Origin of the sequence: Paenochrobactrum glaciei, from assembly GCF_039522165.1 — a bacterium.
Taxonomy (GTDB): Bacteria; Pseudomonadota; Alphaproteobacteria; order Rhizobiales; family Rhizobiaceae; genus Paenochrobactrum; species Paenochrobactrum glaciei.
The window spans coordinates 327,894-346,135 of record NZ_BAAADE010000001.1; the positions used below are offsets into that span (position 1 = coordinate 327,894).

The 18,242-nt window shown below is 50.7% G+C and carries 22 protein-coding genes; 1 reads left to right on the top strand and 21 read right to left on the bottom strand.

Annotated features, from left to right (window positions below):
• Positions 1–36 precede the first annotated feature (36 nt).
• The 21 genes from ABDZ76_RS01615 to ABDZ76_RS01715 all read right to left on the bottom strand — a co-directional run bounded on the left by ABDZ76_RS01615 (position 37) and on the right by ABDZ76_RS01715 (position 15,717).
• Complete coding sequence (locus ABDZ76_RS01615) at positions 37–720, bottom strand: response regulator transcription factor (RefSeq protein ID WP_343800370.1); 684 nt, start codon at positions 718–720, stop codon at positions 37–39.
• Between the two features lie 42 nt (positions 721–762).
• Positions 763–1,023, bottom strand: a complete 261-nt coding sequence (locus ABDZ76_RS01620) for a hypothetical protein (protein ID WP_343802914.1) — start codon at positions 1,021–1,023, stop codon at positions 763–765.
• Positions 1,024–1,158: 135 nt separating this feature from the next.
• Positions 1,159–1,365 carry a hypothetical protein gene (locus ABDZ76_RS01625; protein WP_343800373.1) on the bottom strand — a complete coding sequence of 69 codons (207 nt, stop codon included), beginning with the start codon at positions 1,363–1,365 and terminating at the stop codon, positions 1,159–1,161.
• Between the two features lie 23 nt (positions 1,366–1,388).
• Positions 1,389–5,204 carry a baseplate multidomain protein megatron gene (locus ABDZ76_RS01630; RefSeq protein WP_343800376.1) on the bottom strand — a complete coding sequence of 1,272 codons (3,816 nt, stop codon included), beginning with the start codon at positions 5,202–5,204 and terminating at the stop codon, positions 1,389–1,391.
• Positions 5,201–5,671 carry an NlpC/P60 family protein gene (locus ABDZ76_RS01635; RefSeq protein WP_343802917.1) on the bottom strand — a complete coding sequence of 157 codons (471 nt, stop codon included), beginning with the start codon at positions 5,669–5,671 and terminating at the stop codon, positions 5,201–5,203. Before ABDZ76_RS01635 ends, ABDZ76_RS01630 begins: the two co-directional genes overlap by 4 nt.
• An 8-nt stretch (positions 5,672–5,679) precedes the next feature.
• Entirely contained in the window at positions 5,680–6,555 is an 876-nt protein-coding gene (locus ABDZ76_RS01640) for a DUF2163 domain-containing protein (RefSeq protein ID WP_343800379.1), read from the bottom strand.
• A complete protein-coding gene (locus ABDZ76_RS01645; RefSeq protein ID WP_343800382.1) occupies positions 6,552–7,190 on the bottom strand; it encodes a phage distal tail protein, Rcc01695 family in 639 nt (212 codons plus the stop codon). The genes ABDZ76_RS01640 and ABDZ76_RS01645 overlap by 4 nt, the downstream gene beginning before the upstream one ends.
• Complete coding sequence (locus tag ABDZ76_RS01650; protein ID WP_374844506.1) at positions 7,191–7,733, bottom strand: phage tail tape measure protein; 543 nt, start codon at positions 7,731–7,733, stop codon at positions 7,191–7,193.
• Between the two features lie 31 nt (positions 7,734–7,764).
• Positions 7,765–7,983 carry a rcc01693 family protein gene (locus tag ABDZ76_RS01655; RefSeq protein WP_343800385.1) on the bottom strand — a complete coding sequence of 73 codons (219 nt, stop codon included), beginning with the start codon at positions 7,981–7,983 and terminating at the stop codon, positions 7,765–7,767.
• Positions 7,977–8,324 carry a gene transfer agent family protein gene (locus ABDZ76_RS01660; RefSeq protein WP_343800388.1) on the bottom strand — a complete coding sequence of 116 codons (348 nt, stop codon included), beginning with the start codon at positions 8,322–8,324 and terminating at the stop codon, positions 7,977–7,979. Before ABDZ76_RS01660 ends, ABDZ76_RS01655 begins: the two co-directional genes overlap by 7 nt.
• Entirely contained in the window at positions 8,321–8,734 is a 414-nt protein-coding gene (locus ABDZ76_RS01665; RefSeq protein WP_343800391.1) for a phage major tail protein, TP901-1 family, read from the bottom strand. Before ABDZ76_RS01665 ends, ABDZ76_RS01660 begins: the two co-directional genes overlap by 4 nt.
• Before the next feature lie 96 nt (positions 8,735–8,830).
• A complete protein-coding gene (locus tag ABDZ76_RS01670) occupies positions 8,831–9,241 on the bottom strand; it encodes a DUF3168 domain-containing protein (RefSeq protein ID WP_343800394.1) in 411 nt (136 codons plus the stop codon).
• Positions 9,238–9,363 (bottom strand): hypothetical protein, encoded by a 126-nt coding sequence (locus ABDZ76_RS01675; RefSeq protein ID WP_343800397.1) that lies wholly within the window; start codon positions 9,361–9,363, stop codon positions 9,238–9,240. The genes ABDZ76_RS01670 and ABDZ76_RS01675 overlap by 4 nt, the downstream gene beginning before the upstream one ends.
• The gene (locus tag ABDZ76_RS01680) at positions 9,360–9,695 is read right to left on the bottom strand and encodes a phage head closure protein (protein ID WP_343800400.1); all 336 of its coding nucleotides are present in this window, start codon (positions 9,693–9,695) and stop codon (positions 9,360–9,362) included. The genes ABDZ76_RS01675 and ABDZ76_RS01680 overlap by 4 nt, the downstream gene beginning before the upstream one ends.
• Positions 9,692–10,258: a head-tail connector protein gene (locus ABDZ76_RS01685; RefSeq protein ID WP_343800403.1), complete on the bottom strand. Its 567-nt coding sequence runs from the start codon at positions 10,256–10,258 to the stop codon at positions 9,692–9,694. Before ABDZ76_RS01685 ends, ABDZ76_RS01680 begins: the two co-directional genes overlap by 4 nt.
• 177 nt (positions 10,259–10,435) lie before the next feature.
• The gene (locus ABDZ76_RS01690) at positions 10,436–11,683 is read right to left on the bottom strand and encodes a phage major capsid protein (protein ID WP_343800406.1); all 1,248 of its coding nucleotides are present in this window, start codon (positions 11,681–11,683) and stop codon (positions 10,436–10,438) included.
• 11 nt (positions 11,684–11,694) lie between these two features.
• Positions 11,695–12,375 carry an HK97 family phage prohead protease gene (locus tag ABDZ76_RS01695; protein WP_343800409.1) on the bottom strand — a complete coding sequence of 227 codons (681 nt, stop codon included), beginning with the start codon at positions 12,373–12,375 and terminating at the stop codon, positions 11,695–11,697.
• Entirely contained in the window at positions 12,365–12,727 is a 363-nt protein-coding gene (locus ABDZ76_RS01700; RefSeq protein ID WP_343800412.1) for a DUF6107 family protein, read from the bottom strand. Before ABDZ76_RS01700 ends, ABDZ76_RS01695 begins: the two co-directional genes overlap by 11 nt.
• Before the next feature lie 73 nt (positions 12,728–12,800).
• The gene (locus ABDZ76_RS01705; RefSeq protein ID WP_343800415.1) at positions 12,801–13,970 is read right to left on the bottom strand and encodes a phage portal protein; all 1,170 of its coding nucleotides are present in this window, start codon (positions 13,968–13,970) and stop codon (positions 12,801–12,803) included.
• A 27-nt stretch (positions 13,971–13,997) separates the two neighbouring features.
• A complete protein-coding gene (locus ABDZ76_RS01710; protein ID WP_445482828.1) occupies positions 13,998–15,254 on the bottom strand; it encodes a DNA-packaging protein in 1,257 nt (418 codons plus the stop codon).
• Positions 15,199–15,717: a hypothetical protein gene (locus ABDZ76_RS01715; RefSeq protein WP_343800418.1), complete on the bottom strand. Its 519-nt coding sequence runs from the start codon at positions 15,715–15,717 to the stop codon at positions 15,199–15,201. Before ABDZ76_RS01715 ends, ABDZ76_RS01710 begins: the two co-directional genes overlap by 56 nt.
• Positions 15,718–16,075: 358 nt before the next feature.
• On the opposite strand from ABDZ76_RS01715, the gene ABDZ76_RS01720 reads away from it, so the two are divergent.
• Positions 16,076–18,232, top strand: a complete 2,157-nt coding sequence (locus tag ABDZ76_RS01720; protein ID WP_343800421.1) for a transglycosylase domain-containing protein — start codon at positions 16,076–16,078, stop codon at positions 18,230–18,232.
• Positions 18,233–18,242: the final 10 nt, after the last annotated feature.

Below are 18,242 nucleotides of genomic sequence, written 5' to 3' on the forward strand. Positions count from 1 at the left end.
CGAGCGAATGAAGGGCTGGTTTAAACCGTGCAATACTCAGCTATTCACACCTTCTGTATTAGCACCCGAATTCATGCGATAGCCCATGCCACGAACGGTTTCGATGAGATCAATCCCCATCTTCCTGCGCAAGCGCCCGACAAAAACTTCAATCGTATTCGAATCACGATCAAAGTCCTGATCGTACAAATGCTCAACCAGTTCTGTGCGCGAAATCACCTTATCCATATGGTGCATCAGATAAGATAACAGTCGAAACTCATGCGAAGTGAGCTTCAATGCAGTACCGTCAACAGTCACTTTGGACGTCTTCGTATCAAGCAGCAAAGGCCCGCAGGAGAGTTCCGAAGAAGCATGGCCGGCTGCACGACGAATAAGCGCCCGCAAACGTGCCAGCACTTCTTCAACGTGAAACGGCTTGGCCACATAATCATCTGCACCGGCATCAATGCCAGCCACTTTATCCGACCAGCGATCGCGTGCTGTCAGCATTAAAACCGGCATGCTACGACCATCACGGCGCCAGCGCTCAACCACACTGATACCATCCATCTGCGGCAGGCCGATATCAAGGATGACCGCATCATAAGGCTCGGTATCGCCCAGAAAATGGCCTTCCTCACCGTCATATGCGCTATCAACCACATAACCGGCTTCTATCATTGCTTCTGACAGCTGCCGGTTCAGGTCTTTATCATCTTCAACGATCAATATGCGCATTGCATCGCCTTTCGAAACGCATTCGTGTGTCTCAGTGCCTGCTTATTCCGCAGGCACCGCAACTTCCACGCGGCGCGGACGTTCACCGTCACGGCCAGGCACGAGCACGACAACAACACAGACATTTCTGCCCCCCTGCACCGCAGGAGTAGCCTTTGTTAAAGTTCCGCCCTGGGCAGCAGCAACACGCTGCCCTGCTGCGGCACAATCATCTGCAGCAGCGACCACAAGATTTGCCTTGTGCGGAACAACCATCGGAAGGTTGGCGGAAATTGCCGGAGAGCTAACGGCCGCAACTGCCATACCGAGAATAAGTGTAAATGCGGAGAGCTTTTTCATCATGATGCTTTTATAGTATGCCCTAGCTGAACATTACATGAATGACCCAGCAAGGCTGAATCCCATTTATTTGAACCTTAGCTATCATGTTTTGTAATTTTATGAAATGCGCGAAGTTGCCTTCATGCGCCCAATAATCGCAAAAATCCCCGCGCTGGCTGCCGCAAGTTGCATAAGTGCATCAACTAAGGTCGCCTGCTCCACCACACCAACGGGCATTCCAAGTAGGTTTCCTGCCGGATAAAGCAATGCCACCATCGAAGCCCAGATCGTGCGCGACAAATACCAAGGTTTATTCGCTGTCATATTCTAACCTCTTTCTCTTTGATTTATAGCGTTAAATGAAGCGTGGCGAAGTCGCCGCTGCCTGCCTGCGCACTAACCATAGCCACTTTAAACTCGGCATTAACGGGAGCTGAGCCCCAAAGCGCCTGTCGGTGAGATGCGGTTAAAACCCAGTTTTGCTCACCAACTTCTCCGCCCCAGATTTTCTGCCCACCCTGCCATAGTTCGACATGGTAGCGCTCACGTTCCTCGCCGATCACAATGTCGTCAGCCAGCCAGCTATCAGCATCAATCCGCCCACGGCGAATCCATGAGAAACTCGTATCTCCGCCGTTGGTTTTTGCCCGTAAATGCACAGGGCTTAACGGGCTCAAAGCACGCATCCCGCCTGTTGCTGTGATCGTCTCAAAATAATCTGATGTAAAAGGTCTGCCCGCAGTGCCCAATCGCCAATTGAGTTGCAAACCGATTTCTGCTGCATCAAGCCCAACCGGTACAATCGCTGCATCAAGCAAAATGAAAGGCGCTTCTGCTTGTTTTTCAACCAGACTTTGCGCCTCAGTGCCAAGCTGACCACGCAGAAAATCAAACAAACGCCAATGACCATTGGCAATCTCTTCCGCGTTTAGAAACTGCAACACTTCCCATTCACCATCCGGTGTTTTGATAAGTGCCGTATTCGCACCATTATAAAGCTGCTGCATAGTGCAGGAATGTAGCTCACCTGCATAAAGCACAATATCCAGATGATAACCGCGCATGAGACGGCCGCTTGCCTGATCCGGTATGAATGGTTGCAACAATTCGCCCATAATAGCGCGCGATGTAATAAGTGTGCGCTCGGTAAACCCATCTTCCTGCGGAGAAACATAAGCCGCAACACCGCGCCAAGGTTTGGCGTGGCATGCCACCCGCAATTGCTGATGTGCGGCCTGAGCACCCGGCCATAAGGGCAGATCAATCAGATGCACAACCGGCTTTACGTCCAGAACCGGCGCCGGATCAGGCTTAAACGGAATTTCCCCCTCATCAGAAATATCAATGCGCGGAGCCAATGCCACAGCCTGAATTTGGCGCACTTCGCCATCTTCTAGTGAGGTAATCACATAATCACGATTACCGTTCACAATCGGAAGTTTGACACGATCTCCGACATGAAACTGCGCCCGCGCCCAAGGCACAGCAAATGAAACCGAACGCCTTTGCGCCCAGCGCCTGAGCAGCCACTGCTCTGCCAAGCCATCAGCAGCACCACGCTCCAGCGAACCGGAAAGACTGATGGATTCGTCCCCTTCACCTTTTTCCTGTGATGCTTTGGCACCTGCCGCCTGATAATCCCGCATCGGATCTTGATAAAAAAGCGTTGCATGACGCGGCAGATCATTTTTATCTTCCAACGTAATGGTCAGGGCATCCGCTTCATCAGGCACCACGATATCATCAATAATCCGCACGGCTTCTTGACGGCGATCCAGGCTTTTAAAGATGAACTTGCCATCCTGTTCAAAGGCATGAACGCCAAAAATATCAAGTAAAGGCTCTAATACAGAACGCGCGGTTGTCGGGTCGGAAATCACAAAACCATGCACAAAACCATCAGCCTGAGTGCTGTCCACCTCTGGCAAACCAAAATCTTTGATAATTTGTGCAATCAGCTCATCCAAAGGCACCTGACTTAAACGTCCGTTCAGCCAATGGCCGCGCGACCAATTCGCCGCATCCCCCCAATAATGATTATAAAGCGGAAATTCAGGAAACGGTCTTGTGTCCCATGCCCAGAGATAAATCCGCTCATCATCCAGCATTTTGCCACCATAGAGTGGCGAAACCGGATTATGCGCACCTTCCTCTGGCCAATAAGCCAGATGAGCTCGCAAAAACCGATCCATCGCCAGATCAGAACGCGCTGCATTGGAAAAATAAGGCACCGCATTTTCTGACGACTTAGCATCAGGAAAAACATTCGGCTGGTTCGGCCCTTTATCCACTGCCGGACAGCCAAGTTCGGTCAGCCAAAATGGTTTAGACATCGGCACCCAAGCCGTCGGGCTTGCTTTTTCAGCACCATTTACGCGGTTATAATGTGCATTTCCCCACCACGAGTGCAGATCCTTATAACGGAAAACCCAAGGCTTTCCGGCCAACCCATCAGTGATGGGGGTGCGGATACGGTTTTTGCGATCCTGCCCGCTGACATAATACCAATGATAACCTTCACCCGCAGCAATCTGGCCTTTTAACGCGTCCAGATCATAAGGTGCTGCAAAACCATCAGGATTATCAATATGCCAATCCTGATCGCGCCAATCACTGAGCGGCATATAATTATCAATGCCTATCGCATGGATTGCACTATGCGCCCACAGCGGATCAAGATGATAGAACACATCGCCCGTACCATCTTGCGCCTGATAGCCGAAATATTCTGACCAATCCGCCGCATAAGTGATTTTGCAACTGCTTCCAAGCTTGGCACGCATAGCGCCTGCCAAATCGCATAGAGCATCCACAAATGGAAAGACTTCCCTTGATGAGCGCACATGCGTCAGCCCGATCAGCTCGGAGCCGACCAAAAAAGCATCAACGCCTCCCGCTCTGACCGCCAGATCAGCACAATGATTAAGAAAGCGACGATAACCCCATTCACCTTCAACAAATTGACTGATCTGACCAGCTGCCGTAGCAGTCTTGTCAACGCTCTCCGCCTGACCAATGGCCGGATGGCAGGTAATTCGCCCACGCCATGGATAAGCAGGTTGTTGATTGCCACCATAAGGTGACGGTAATTGATTATCAGCGGCAATATCCATCATGATAAACGGATAAAGCGTTACCGAGAGCCCGCGTTTTTTCGCGTCTCTAATGGCTTCAATCACCGTATCGTCGGACGGCGTGCCACCATAGGCGGCCTCATTATTATGGCGGCTGATATGATGGGCATTTTGACGGGAAATATTATTCACCCGCCAATGTCTGCTAGGTTTGCGGGCGTTAAGCTCCGTCACCGCCGGTTTCAGTTTACAATGCCCTGCCCGCAGATCATCACCAAACCATGGCACGATAATAGCTACATGTTGCAATTGCGGGCATAGAGCCTGCAACTCATTCATCGAAGCAGCCCAATCACTATACTCACGCAAATTATTGCGATTAATCAGCCTTTTCTGTCCAGGTGCTGATTCATCACTGATCAAAAATGGCGACAAACCAAATTCTGTTGCACCGGGAAGCAATGTCACTGCCTTAACGGATTTCGCCAGTTTCCCAACAGTGCGGATCACTTCAAATTGCAGTTGCGGAATACGATGCCCATATTCATCTACCGGAAAACGCTCGATCACCACATAGGCCGTGCCGCGATAGGCTGGCGCATTGCCCTCGCCTTGCTTCGCCTCAATTAACGGGTCAGGTTGTTGATCGGATGTGCCCTTATAAATGCGCATTTCCACGCTGGTCAGATCAATTTCTTTGCCATCCGCCCAGACGCGACGGATACCGGCAATTTCTCCTTCCGCCACAGCAAAAGCGGCATTAACAAAATAACTATAGGTCGTGACCTTTGGCCCGCCCTTACCGCCTTGGCGCTCGGTGGTTTTATCTTCTTCAAAGCGTGTTGCCCAAATAAGTGTGCCCGAAACACGCGCTGTCCCATAAATAAGGGGAAGTGCCGCACCTTCTTCGGCCGTCAGCGGTTTGGCATTAGCAAGGCGCGGGCCTTCAATGCGCCGTGTCGAGTTGATGATGGCGCTATCCACCATATAGCCGCCCATGGCACCAAGCGCCGAGCCGATAGCCGTGCCAACCGGCCCGAATACAGAGCCGATCGCCCCGCCGACAGCCTGCAAGACTACCGTCGTCATAGATTTCTCCCTTGTATCACTTGGCCGGCAGGCTGCGGAAATTCAAAAACGCCTGCAATACGCCTGAACCATTGCGGCACCAGCGCCGAGGTCAACACCCTGTGGCCGTGATAGGCATGAATGAAGCGTCCCTCATGCCCCATAATGGCAATATGCTTGGCGGTCATTGTCGGTTGCCAACGGAAAACCAGCACTTGCGCAGGTAAAACATCTTGTAAAAGCGCCGGTATCGGGCGGCTCACCATATATTTTGCGGCCGCATCCAGCAGTGGCTCTTTGTCAGATAGCTCCGCCCAATCGGGGGCATAAGTGGCAGGCGTTTCCGGCTCATCGCCATAGATTTCACGCCACACACCTCTGATCAGCCCTAAGCAATCACAACCAACTTGTTTACGTGCCGCGCCATGACGATAAGGCGTACCAAGCCATTGATAAGCCTCGTTCAAAACCGCTTGTTGCATGGTCAAGGCTGCGGTCATGGTACCAATGCCCCGCCGTCAAAATTCATATCTTTATTAATATAGCTATAAGCCGCATCATTGCCGGGCAAATGCGGAAAGCCTCTGAAATTAGCACTATTGAAAAACTTGGCCTTACAGGTGGCAAAGCTCTTGTCACATCCGGCCAAAATCTCGAACTCGTCGCCCGCCTCAACTGCAAAAACCGGTTCATCACGCAAGCGGATTAAATGGGAGCGATGCAATGTCACTTTGGATTTTGCGTGTTTGTTACGTCCGCTTCCCCAAGTGAAGACGCCATGCAAAAACCAGTCTGCGGCATGATTTTCAAGACCGGATACTTCCATATCCATGCCATCAACTGCAACGATAACACCGCGGGCATGATAGCGCGGATCACGACTTAAAATGCCGCAGCGCTGATCACCCAATTCCGCATCACATTGGCGCAAAATCCGGCGCCCATGAATTTTATCATAAGCAGCAGCTGCCCCTTTTATTTCCGCGACAAACTTTTCGCCACTGCGGGTAATCTTGCCGATTGTCCAGCTTTGCAAAAACAGATGCTCGGCAGGCTCGCTCCAGTTGACCAAATAGGTTTCCAACACTGCATCATCATAAATACCGTTTTCGATATCCTCTTCACGGATGCGGTCACTGACCAGTGCCCCTTCGATCTCACTGCCGCTGATTGACAATCCAAGCTTGGAATGCGCCTCGCTGGAATTCATTCCGCTTTGTGGCTCACACTTGATGCCTTTCACAACAAGCGGCAAATCATGGTCGGTAAAACCGAATATCTGCTGATTACTGCACCGTATTATCCAGACAAAACAATGGCTTGTTACAACGCCTTGCAAATGCGATTCTAGTTGCGGTGAAATTGATCTCATGCCTTCACCTCAATGATTGGAATGGAGGGAATTTCACCGGCCTGAAACGATGAAATACTAGCTTGTAAACGATCAGTATTAAAACGAACCGGCACATCGAATAAAAACCCTGCCGTAATCACCGCTCCTTCAACCGGCACAATCAAGTCATTGAAAGTCACCATGCCGGTTGAAACATCGACCTGAAAATCAGCACCGTTTTCAAGCTTTTCACCATTAACGGCCAGCCTCACACTGGATGCCACCGGCTTGGTAATCACCCGCGAATAAGTTTCGTAATTTTTGACCAGCTGAAAGCTTCTGGTCATGCCATCACCAACGCCAATCTGTTGATCAAGTGCTGTCGGTTCTTGCGACCCGTGATTGGAAAAATGATCAAACGGATCACGAAAACGGAATGAAAATAATGAGCCGCGCCGTGCTTCAAAAAAGCTTAAAACCTGACGCAAATCCGCCAGCGAACGAATACCGGTTCCGGCATCAAAATGACGCCGCGATTGCGCCCAGCGGGCATTGCGTTTTTCATGCCCCGAATTGAGCTGCACAATCTCGTTTTTCCATTCAGGCCCCGCTACCGAACCAAAAGAAACACCAAACGGAAAAGCCACATCATGAAAGGAATTGATCTGGCTCATTTATAATCTCCTTGCGCCGCGGCTGACGGCACCTGCCAGCATCGAAGCCAGCTGCGCTTCTGATTTGCGAAAAGACGCGGCATCGGGTGAGGACATATTAAAAACAATACTGACAGGCTTGGAGCCGCCGCCTGTCGTAACGCCCAATCTGCCATCGGAACCGCGTGCCAATGGCAAAATTGCCTCCGCCCCTGCTTCTCCGGTGAGGCCGATATTGCCATTGCCCATCCCGAAATAGGTCGGGCTGGAAACCACTCCACCTTTGGCAAAAGGTTTCACACCACCAAGTCCGGCCATCACGCCGGAAAACAAGGATGAAGCGACACCTTCGAGTGGTTTCATTCCCATTGATAAAGCCATACCCGCCATGTCAGTGGCGAGCTTACGCAAAACATCGTCCAGCCCTTTGCCATCAACAACCGCACCTTTCAGTGCCGATGAAAGACTATTGCCAAAAGTGGCCGATCGCTTTTGCAAATCATCAAGCGCCCGATTGAACGCGGTTGTATCCGCGTCAATCGAGACGGTCATATTCTCATTCATGATGGTTCCTTAAAGCTTGTAAATCCGGCGCTCAGTCAGGATAGGCTTGCATCAAAGCATCAAGCACCTGCCTGTCCGGCACATTCACCACCGGCATATGTGCGCCGATCATGGCGTTCAGCTCCACCAAACTCAGCGCCCAAAAATCTTTAGGCGCGAGGCGCAATTGCCCAAGGCCAATTTGCATCACCTCAGCCCATGGAAAAGCGGTTCCCGGATCAGATTTTGATTCAAAGCGCTTATTCAACATATTGATTTTTTGTCAGAAACTGAATTTTCTGTAGTGCCGAATGTCACCGTTAAAAGCTCTGCAACCATGCGGGCGAAACCAGCAGCACCACCATCGGCGCGCATTTCTGCAACATCTTCCAGTGTCACATTATGACCGCCGCCCCTCAACCCTGCGCAAAGAATGCGGATCATATCCTGCGCTGATAATTGCGCCGCAGAAAACCGTGCCAAAAGCTTGGGCAAATCATCGGCAGCAAAAGCCGATTCCAGTTCAGCCAAAGCACCAAGGGTCAAACAGAGTGTCCACGGCCGACCATCCAGCACAGCGCCCACCTCACCGCGATGCTTATTGATCATCATGGCAATTCTCCAAAGCTCACAACACCTGCGGATTCAAGCGCCATTTCAAAGGTCACTTCGCCATCATGATTGCCGCCATATTCCAGCGCCACAATTTGAAACAGCCCGCTCAACACACCAAAATCCGGCAGAATAATTTCCCAGTTGCGAATTTCGCCCTGAAAGAAAACCTGACGCAGCAAAGCGTCCGATGCTGCATCTTTGAAAATGCCTGAACCACTGATTGAAGCACGTTGCACACCACTGGCACCCAATAATTGCCGCCAACGCCCTGTTGCATCGGCATCTGTCACATCAACACTTTCAGCGTTGAACGCGATCCGTTTGGTGCGTAATCCTGCACAGGTTTCAAAGCCCCCGCTCTCAAGAGCAATTTTTAATAAAATGTCTTTGCCTCTTTGTGCCGACATCAAAATCTCCGTGAAAGAAAACAAACACGCAAAAATCCGGCAAACTGCATGGTTTGCCGGACTGCAAATGCGCTGATTTTTATGAAGTAATGTTGGTTAAGCGGCCTTTGGCTCAGTCACGGCGCGATAACGCATAATACCCTGATAAGCATTGCGACGATCACTGTTTTGTGCAGTGATTTCCTGCAAACTCAGATTAACCAAGGTGTATAGCCCAAGCGAAAGCGCTTGCTGATCCAATTTTTGTGCAATCAGTTCAATCACTTCCAGCACAAATTTACGCCCACTGCTTTGTGCCCAGACATGCAGAGAAATCAGATGCTCCTGCCCCGGCTCGCTGTCGGTTGACCAATCATAAACAACGCTGCTGCCGAGCGTGACATAAGGAAAACCGGTTAAAGGCGGCACATGATCAAGGATGCGGTTTTCGCCAAGTTTAGCGCTGACATCCGCATCATGGCGCAGAAGATCATAAATTGCTTTTTGCAAACTGATTGATGCACTCAATCTTCACGCTCCTCTTGTTTTGCCACTGTTAGTTGCCGCCAGTTCTGCTCTGTCAGCGCGATCGACTTCAAACGTAAGGCGGTCAAAAGCGCGTCAAAACGCAATTTCACTGCCAGCTTCATGTTGTTTCCTCACGCACAAAACAGATCTGATAACGCCGTGTTTCATCGGCATCTTGAATGGCATCAATCTGGAAAATACGATTGTCTTTGCGCAGCCGCATCCCCGCCTGAATGATTGCGTCATAGCGGATGGTAATGCGGTGAGTTGTTTCCGGATGCCAGCGCTGCGCCAAAAAACGTGATGATGACGTGATGGCACGGATTTGTCCCCAGATGAGTGCAATTTCCTGCCAGGATTCACTATAGCCACCAATGCCATCTTCTTGGGGTTGCAGTGCTTCCAGCTTCAATTCGGTACGCAGGCGCCCTGCATTCATAAACAGCATATTCATACCGATAACCGTTTCCAGATATCGACAAGCCGCTCAAACTGACTTGGAAATGAAATCGGCTGAGACTGCTCGTCAAAAGCACCGCGAAATTCATATAAATGCGCAACCAGCACTAAAATTGCCTGCTTCAGCACATCAGGCACTGTCGTGGCATCAGCCCCGAAACCAGCTGTCAGATCAATTTCCAAACCACTCAGCGAGGCCATATCAGCCCGACTTTGCAAATAAAGCCGTTGCGGGCGACCTGCCTGTTGCAGCTTCCAATCCTCCGCATCAAATGCCACTGGTGCACCATCAGGCAGATAAGCCGTAATCGCATCAACAGATGTCACCGGATAACGATAAAGCGCCAGGCGGTTAGAGCGCGGCCAGCGATCTACATGCAAGCGCCAGCTTTGTGTAATCAGCGCCAGACCAGCGCGTGCTTCTACTGTTTCGCGAGCTGTTTTAATCAAAGATTGCAACAGCGCATTTTCGCTGTCACTTGTGATGCGCAGATAGGCACGTGCTTCATCGATCGTCACCGGCTCGATGGCCGGAGGCGTTACAGGATGCATTGTCATAAGATTTTCCCTCTGTGAGAAACCTACATAAAAATCAATGTTTTATGGAAAATCGCTGAAATACAGATTCATCGATTCATTATAAATAATCTACCTGCCAATACCGGCAGGTATTTTTTACGATCTCGGCCAATACCGGCAGATATATTTACGCCCTAGCCAAGACCAGAAGCCTAATCAGGCAGAGAATTTAAGCAGTTTGATTGCATCAAAGTCCTGCACACCACCGCCCACACGTTTGGTGGTGTAGAAAAGCACATATGGTTTGGCAGAATAAGGATCGCGCAGAACACGGATACCGGCACGGTCAACGACCAGATAACCACGGGAGAAATCACCAAAAGCAATCGGTGTTTTATCTTCATCAATATCCGGCATGTCTTCTGCTTCAACCAGACCAAAGCCCATAAAGCTGGCTTTATCGCCGATGGTTGCAGGTGGCTGCCAGAGATATTGGCCGTCATTGTCTTTGAGTTTACGTAAGTTACTTTGTGTCTTGCGGTTCATGACAAAATTGGCGTTCTGACGATAACCGGCTTTGAGCGAATAAATCAGCTCAATCAGCACATCGGACGGATCACTGGCAGGCAGTGCACCGGCTACACCGGTAGCAACTGTGCCAAGCTTACCCCATGCCCAATTTGCCTCATCAACCGTGTCATAGCTCAAGAAACCTTTTGGCTTGTTGACGCCATCACCATTAATGAAAGCAGCACTTTCCTGTTCAGCAAAGGCCGCTTCCACTTCAGCAGAAATCCACTGTTCAATGTCAACTGCCGCATCATCGAGCAGCGAGGATGTTGCCGCAGGCATGGCGTAAATTTCCATGGTCGGAAACTGCATTTCAGCCAGTTGCGCGGTGTTCGTCTGCGGGCGTGCAGCAGTTTCAGAAACCCAGCCGGTTGCCGGACCACTGATCGAAAACGGTTTTTTCAACACTGCACCAGACACCTGACGCACTGTTGCGAATGAGCGGATCGGTGACAAAGCGCTCAAACGACGGCCAATTTCAGTTTCCAGTTCTGCCGGTACCAGATAGCCACCATCCGGCCCCGAACCATAAGAATGGGCTTTCAGCTCAATGGCGCGCAGGTTCTGTTCATCACCTTTACGCACATAATTCTGAAACGCGTTTTTATGTTCCGCATTGATAATCGGCAGATGACCGCCAAGCGTCGGTCGCGCCTGTTTCAGTACCATGTGATCCATGGCCTGCTTCTGCTCATCCAATGCGCGGTTAATACGGTCGACTTTTTCGGTCATCAGCACATCCGTGCCGACATGTTTTTCTACATTTTTCAGGCGTTCATCATTGGCTTCCTTAAAAGCAGAGAATGCACCCATAAATTCATCAAATGCTGCGCTGATATCGGCATTATGGCCAACAGATTTGGTTTCAAGCGCGGAAGTTTCAATATGATCCATGTTTTATCCTTTTAACGAAAATAATGTGCGGCCTGACGCAAGCGGTCGGCCATGGATTGACTGTCATTAGAAAAGGCATCCCGCGGCTCTTCCGGTCGAAATTTTTGCGCCAATGTTGCAAAACCTTTTGCAATCACTGTGCGCGCTTCTTGTCGGCTGAGCCCCGCATCCCGCGTGAGCCAGCGTTCAAATTCTCTGATGGTGGGAAGTGTGCCGGATTTCACCTGACCAATGCGCGCGGCTGGCTGCATCGGAAAAGTCACAACGGAAATTTCCCATAAATCGGCTTCGGTAATATGGCGCACGCCGGTGCGCGCATCTTTGCGCGCCTTTACAGTGCGAAAACCTACTGACAAGCCGTCAACGGCTTTCGAGCGCATGAGCTCCAAGGTTTCACGCGCCCGTGCCACACCTTTGGCAAGACGTCCTTCCACATAAAGCCCTTGCGCATCTTCACGAATGGTCGTCCAGATGCCAATCGGCTCGCTCGCTTCATGCTGCCACAACATGCGGATGCCGGAGGCGTGCCGACGCTCCAAAGAGCGCGTAAAAGCACCGGCATCCATCACATCGTTGCCCAGATCCACCACACCAAACAGACTGGCATAACCGGAAAAACTGCCATCCAGCTCCACATTATCGAGCGCCAGCGCCATGCGTTTCGTTTCCAGCTGCGCATTTTTATTGTTCATGCTTATCTGCTCCGCCTGTTGGTAGGTTCAGCTTCAGCCGCTCGACAAAGCGACTGAAAACTCCAAGCGCCGACCAAGCGGCAAGGCTTGCAACAGCCGAGCCCATCAGCATCAGTTCTGCACGTCCCAGACTGTCCATAAGTTCAAATTTTTCAGCGATTTTAATGCCTGCCGCACTGCCAAAAACCATGCCGCAAATGAGGCCGACTGCAAAACGCATTGCCGCTTCACGTCGCCCCTGCGGCAGCATATAGCCGAGTGAAACAGCAGAACCCGCCACAGCACCGGCAATGCGGGCAATCCAGACGAGTGCGGTTTCAGATGTCCATACCGGATTATCAAGCGTGTTCATTGCTCTCTCCGTGTTCTTTTTTGACGCGCATCTTCTTCGAAAACCGTATTACAGTTTTCGGGATGCACTTTTTTCAATAGCCAACCGCCTCGCGCTTTTCGTCAGCGCTCAAGAAATCCGCATCACTAATACGGCGCCACAGCGCTTCACGCTCAGCTGACAATCCATCAACGCGGTCAAGATCAGGCTCAAACCGTAAGTCACCGTCATAAAGTGGTTTCAGCCAACCGCTCATGGCATTGGCTGTTCTGTTAATCAGCGGCAAAACGGTAAGGCGATAAAAGGCGCGATTGGCTTCGGCATAATTGGCGTAAGTATTATCTCCCGGAATGCCGAGCAGCATCGGCGGCACACCAAAAGCCAGTGCAATCTCGCGGCTGGCAGCGTTTTTAGCCTCAATGAAATCCATGTCTTTGGGCGTTAAACCCATGGCCTTCCAATCAAGCCCGCCTTCTAAAAGCAATGGCCGCCCCGCCCCATTAGCGCCGGTATAGCCATCTTCCAGCTCGTCTTTCAGGCGCTGAAATTGTTCTTCGGTAAGATTGCCGCCATCTTTTGGCGCATAAACCAAAGCGCCGGAAGGACGTGCTGAATTATCCAGCAAAGCTTTGTTCCACGCCCCTGCCGCATTATGAATATCGAGTGCCATCAGTGCTGCTTCCAGCGGCGGGAAACCATAATGATCGTCAAGCGGATGAAATAGTTTCAAGTGCAGACCATTGCTTGGCTGATCACATCCAAGCCGGATCATACGTTTTACATTGCCGGCACGATAAAGCAGTGCAGATGGCCAGCCATTGCCGTCACATTCCACACTCACCCGTTCAGGACGCAATAAATGCAGCTCATGAGTACCATTGGGTGCTGTTATCCGCTCCAGATAAGCATTGCCGGATAGTAATAAATGCCCATAAAGGCGTTCAAAAAAGCCGGTGCCACCCTGCCCCTGCTGCGGATGTTTCATCAGCTCCAACAGCGGATGGGTTTCATGCTCCGTCACATCTTCATAAAGCAGCCAGGGCACCGAGGCTGCGGCTTCTGCAATCATCCGCACACAGCGATGCACGACCGGATTACGCATAAAGCCTTCACGCGCCAGCGAGGTATAATCCCGCGCCACCCACGAAGCTGATTGCGCCATATGCAAAGTGACAAAACCGGTAGAGTGTTTCATTTCCACTGGGCGTTGAGGCGCAGCAGAAGGAAGCGCAGCACTTTTGCGCCACGGCCATGATAATGCCATTGAGAGGCCCTCATATTTTATTGAGAATTATGTATTCAGCCGCCGGATGCGCGGTTTATATTCACTGCCCAGCATCAATTCGCTAAGCGCCCAAACCATGGCATCAAGCCGGTCTGGTGAGCGCCCCGATGACAAACCATCGGGTGCGAAATCACACATTTCATCTTCCAGTGCCGGAAACCGTGCGGCATGGCGCACACGCCCCTGTTCATAAAAGGTTGCAACCGGTTCCGCGCGCAGATATTTGCCACGTTTTGCCCTGACCGAGCGCACTGGCACAGAGTTATCTTCCGCACCAATCACCGCACTCACCATTTCACCACCCTGATTAACTTCGGCGATAATCGTATCGGCTTCAAACTGATGATAAAGCGCCACCGCGCGGCGAGCCCATTGATGCGGTTTGACTTGGTTCATACTGGCATCAAGCAAAACATGGCCGACACCATTTTCATCAAGACCAGCTACCACAATGCCGCAAGCATCAGAGTTTTTATTCGATGTTGCAGGCGGATCAAGCGCCACGACAATGCGTGTGAGCTCCGGCGTATCTGCGCAAATCACCTGTTCAATCATATCGCGCGACCACAAAGCATCTGCGCGTTCTTCAATCATTTCGCCATCAAGCTCCTGACGGCCAAGTCGCGTATTGCCATAACGCTCTTCAATTGATGCCATAAAAGCACTGGCCAGATGCGCCGCATTTTCACTGGTTTTCATCCGTGTAACGGGGATGTTTTTATCATCCAGCAAATGCCGCAATAGTGGAACAGCGCGTGGCGTGGTGGTAATGATCTGGCGCGGATTATCGCCAAGTCTTAAGCCAAACTGCAACATGTCCCATGTTTCCTGAGCATGTTTCCATTTTGCCAATTCATCACACCAAGCCGCATCAAATTGCGGCCCGCGCAAACTGTCCGGGTCCTCTGATGAATAAAGCGAAGCAATCGCCCCGTTTTGCCAAACTAACCGGCGACGTGTTGCTTCATAACGCGGGCGCTCCAGCCGTGAGACGGATAAAATGCCCGAAGGCCCGTCAACCATCACTTCGCGAATATCGCCAAGGGTTTCACCGACCAGCGCAATATGGCCGCTGGCTCTTTTTGTAAATGGTGCCAACCCAAGCGCCATACCCGACACCCACTCAGCACCTGCGCGGGTTTTCCCCGATCCGCGCCCGCCCAGAATCAGCCAGCTACGCCAACTGCCAGAGGGTGGTAATTGCGCTTTACGCGCCTGAAACAACCACTCCCTGCTTAATGCTATTTTCTGCTGCACACTCAGACCGGCGACGCAGGATCTCAGCCGCCCTTTCCCCTGCAAGTTCGTTTATTCTCCTGTCAATTTTGTCTAAAGCTGCACCAATATCGGTCAAATCTTCTTGGGGCGCACTGCCGATTTCCGGCTCCGCCATCCCCTCCCTCATCAGTTCCACTACCGTTTTCACGGTTCGCGCCAATGCGGTGAGTGCATCAGCCGAAGATTTGTCCGGCAGACCACTATCATTTGCCAGCCGCGCAAGTTCTGTTTGCAGTTTCACCATAATACCCGCGGCCTCACCATAAAGGCCAAACGGATTTTCAATATGCGAACAATCCAGCCCCAGCTTTAAAAGCCGTTTACGATAGATGTTTTCTGATAAACCTAAAATTGCGGCTATCTCAGCCGCCGCAATATGATAACGCTGCTGCATACGCCAAGCCGCACGTAATTTTGCTGCAGATTTATTTTCAGAGCTTTCTCTCACTGAAAATGTCTCCGTCACAGCTATGTAAAAATAGCCTTATCAACTCTGCCGATAAGGCTCATTCTATCATCATGATTTATGGATTAAACTTCCGGCACTTCAAACCTAAATGCGCCTGCACATTATGTTTTGACGCAATTACCGGACTATAACTAAAACCTACAGGAGAAGCGTGACACCGTCAAGGACTATTTTCCTATATTGGATTATTTTCTTAAAACGACGCTAAGCTTCTGGTTACCTTAATCGGCAATTTCACTTTTAACACCGCCGAAACCGGCAAAACTTTGCTATAGTCAAGCTGTTATAAAGCGCAAGTCTGACGCAAAAGACTGAATTCAATAGCAAAAGCACCACAATGCAAAATATGAACGAGCCGGAAAATCATCATTCAAAACAGCGCCGAAAGTTTCGGGTCTCGCGGCTGATTGGATTCGATGCCTGGCTCGACAGTAGTTTTTATAATTTACGATTCTTCTTAAGCGAAACATGGGAAAATATTACTATTTTCTTTCGCCGCTTTCGTGTACGCGGATTTCGCCGTTTGCTGATCGAAATATTCAGCGAATGTGCAACATGGGGTACGGTCGGTGCGGTTTTAATGCTGACTCTTGCTCTGCCAGCCTTTGAAGAAACCAAAAAAGACTGGCGCGCGCAGGATAATTATGCCGTGACATTCCTTGACCGTAACGGCAATGAAATTGGTCAACGCGGTATTCTGCACCGCGAAGCAGTGCCGATTGATGAATTGCCCGATCATGTAATGAAAGCCGTTCTCGGCACCGAAGATCGCCGTTTCTTTGAACATTTCGGCATTGATCTATGGGGCTTGTCACGCGCATTCAGCCAAAACATGCAAGCCAACGGCGTTGTGCAAGGTGGCTCCACCATCACCCAGCAATTGGCTAAAAACTTATTTCTGACCAATGAACGCACCATTGAACGCAAAATCAAAGAAGCGTTTTTAGCCCTTTGGCTCGAAGCTAATCTAAGCAAGAAAGAAATTTTGCAGCTTTATCTTGATCGCGCTTATATGGGCGGCGGTACATTTGGCATTGCAGCTGCATCAGAATTTTACTTCGGTAAAAATATCAAAGACGTCAATCTGGCTGAAGCCGCCATGCTGGCAGGGCTTTTTAAAGCGCCTGCCAAATTTGCCCCTCATGTCAATTTGCCAGCTGCGCGTGCACGCGCCAGCGTGGTTTTGTCCAACATGATTGATAGCGGCATGATGAGCGAAGGCCAGATTATGGCCGCCAAACGCAATCCGGCCAGCGTTATTGACCGTGCCAAAAGTGAAAGCCCTGATTATTTTCTCGACTGGGCTTTTGATGAGGTCAAACGTGTCACGCAGAATCTGCCGCAGCATTCACTGATTGTACGCACCACATTGGATCGCGGGCTGCAAAGAGCTGCCGAAGAAGCAATCGAGTTTCATTTACGGACACATGGTGCCGATTATAAAGTTACGGAAGCCGCAACTGTGGTGCTTGATCACGATGGTGGCGTGCGTGCCATTGTCGGTGGCCGTGATTATGGTGACAGCCAGTTTAACCGCGCCACCTCTGCCTCCCGTCAAACCGGCTCCTCTTTCAAGCCTTATGTTTATGCGGCAGCGATGGAAAAAGGCATGACGCCGGAAACCATTGTTTCGGATGCGCCTATTGCCTGGGGCAATTGGGCGCCGCGCAATTATGGCCGCAGCTTTGCCGGTCGTGTCAGCCTCACCACAGCATTGGTTAGATCGCTCAACAGTGTGCCGGTTCGCCTTGCTAAAGACCATCTGACCACCGCGCCGATTGTAGCACTTGTCAAAGCCATCGGCGTGCAATCCCCTGTTTCATCCCATAAAACCATGGTGCTTGGCACGTCAGGCATGACGGTAATGGAACAAGCCATGGGCTTTAATGTTTTTGCCAATGGCGGCATGGCTGGCACACAACATGGTTTCACGCAAATCACTACCACAGATGGGCGTATTATCTGGGACCTTGCCCGCGACGGCGAAAAACCGCATCGTGTCCTTTCCGAAAAAGCCGCCATTGATATGAACTCCATGCTGGTGCAAGTGCCTGAATGGGGAACTGCACGGCGTGCCAGTTTAGCCATGACCCGTGTTGCGGGCAAAACCGGCACCACCCAAAGCTATCGCGATGCGTGGTTTGTTGGTTATACCGGTAATTTCACAGCGGCAGTTTGGTTCGGTAATGATAATTTCAGCCCCATGAACAACCTTACCGGCGGCATTCTGCCTGCCATGACATGGCAGCGTATGATGAATTATGCGCATCAGAACATTGAGCTGAAACCCATTTTCGGCATTAAAAAACCGTTTCCGGCCGAGCCCAAAAATGCCCCCGAAGCACAAATTGCCTCGCATGAAGACAGCCAAATTCAGCGCCCCACATTACTGACACCACAAATGACCAAGTTCTTGCAAAAACTTCATGATGATTTTGTCAATGCGCCTGCTTTGCCTGATAGCAGCACACCTAAAAATCTAAGCCTCTTATAAAGGGATCACC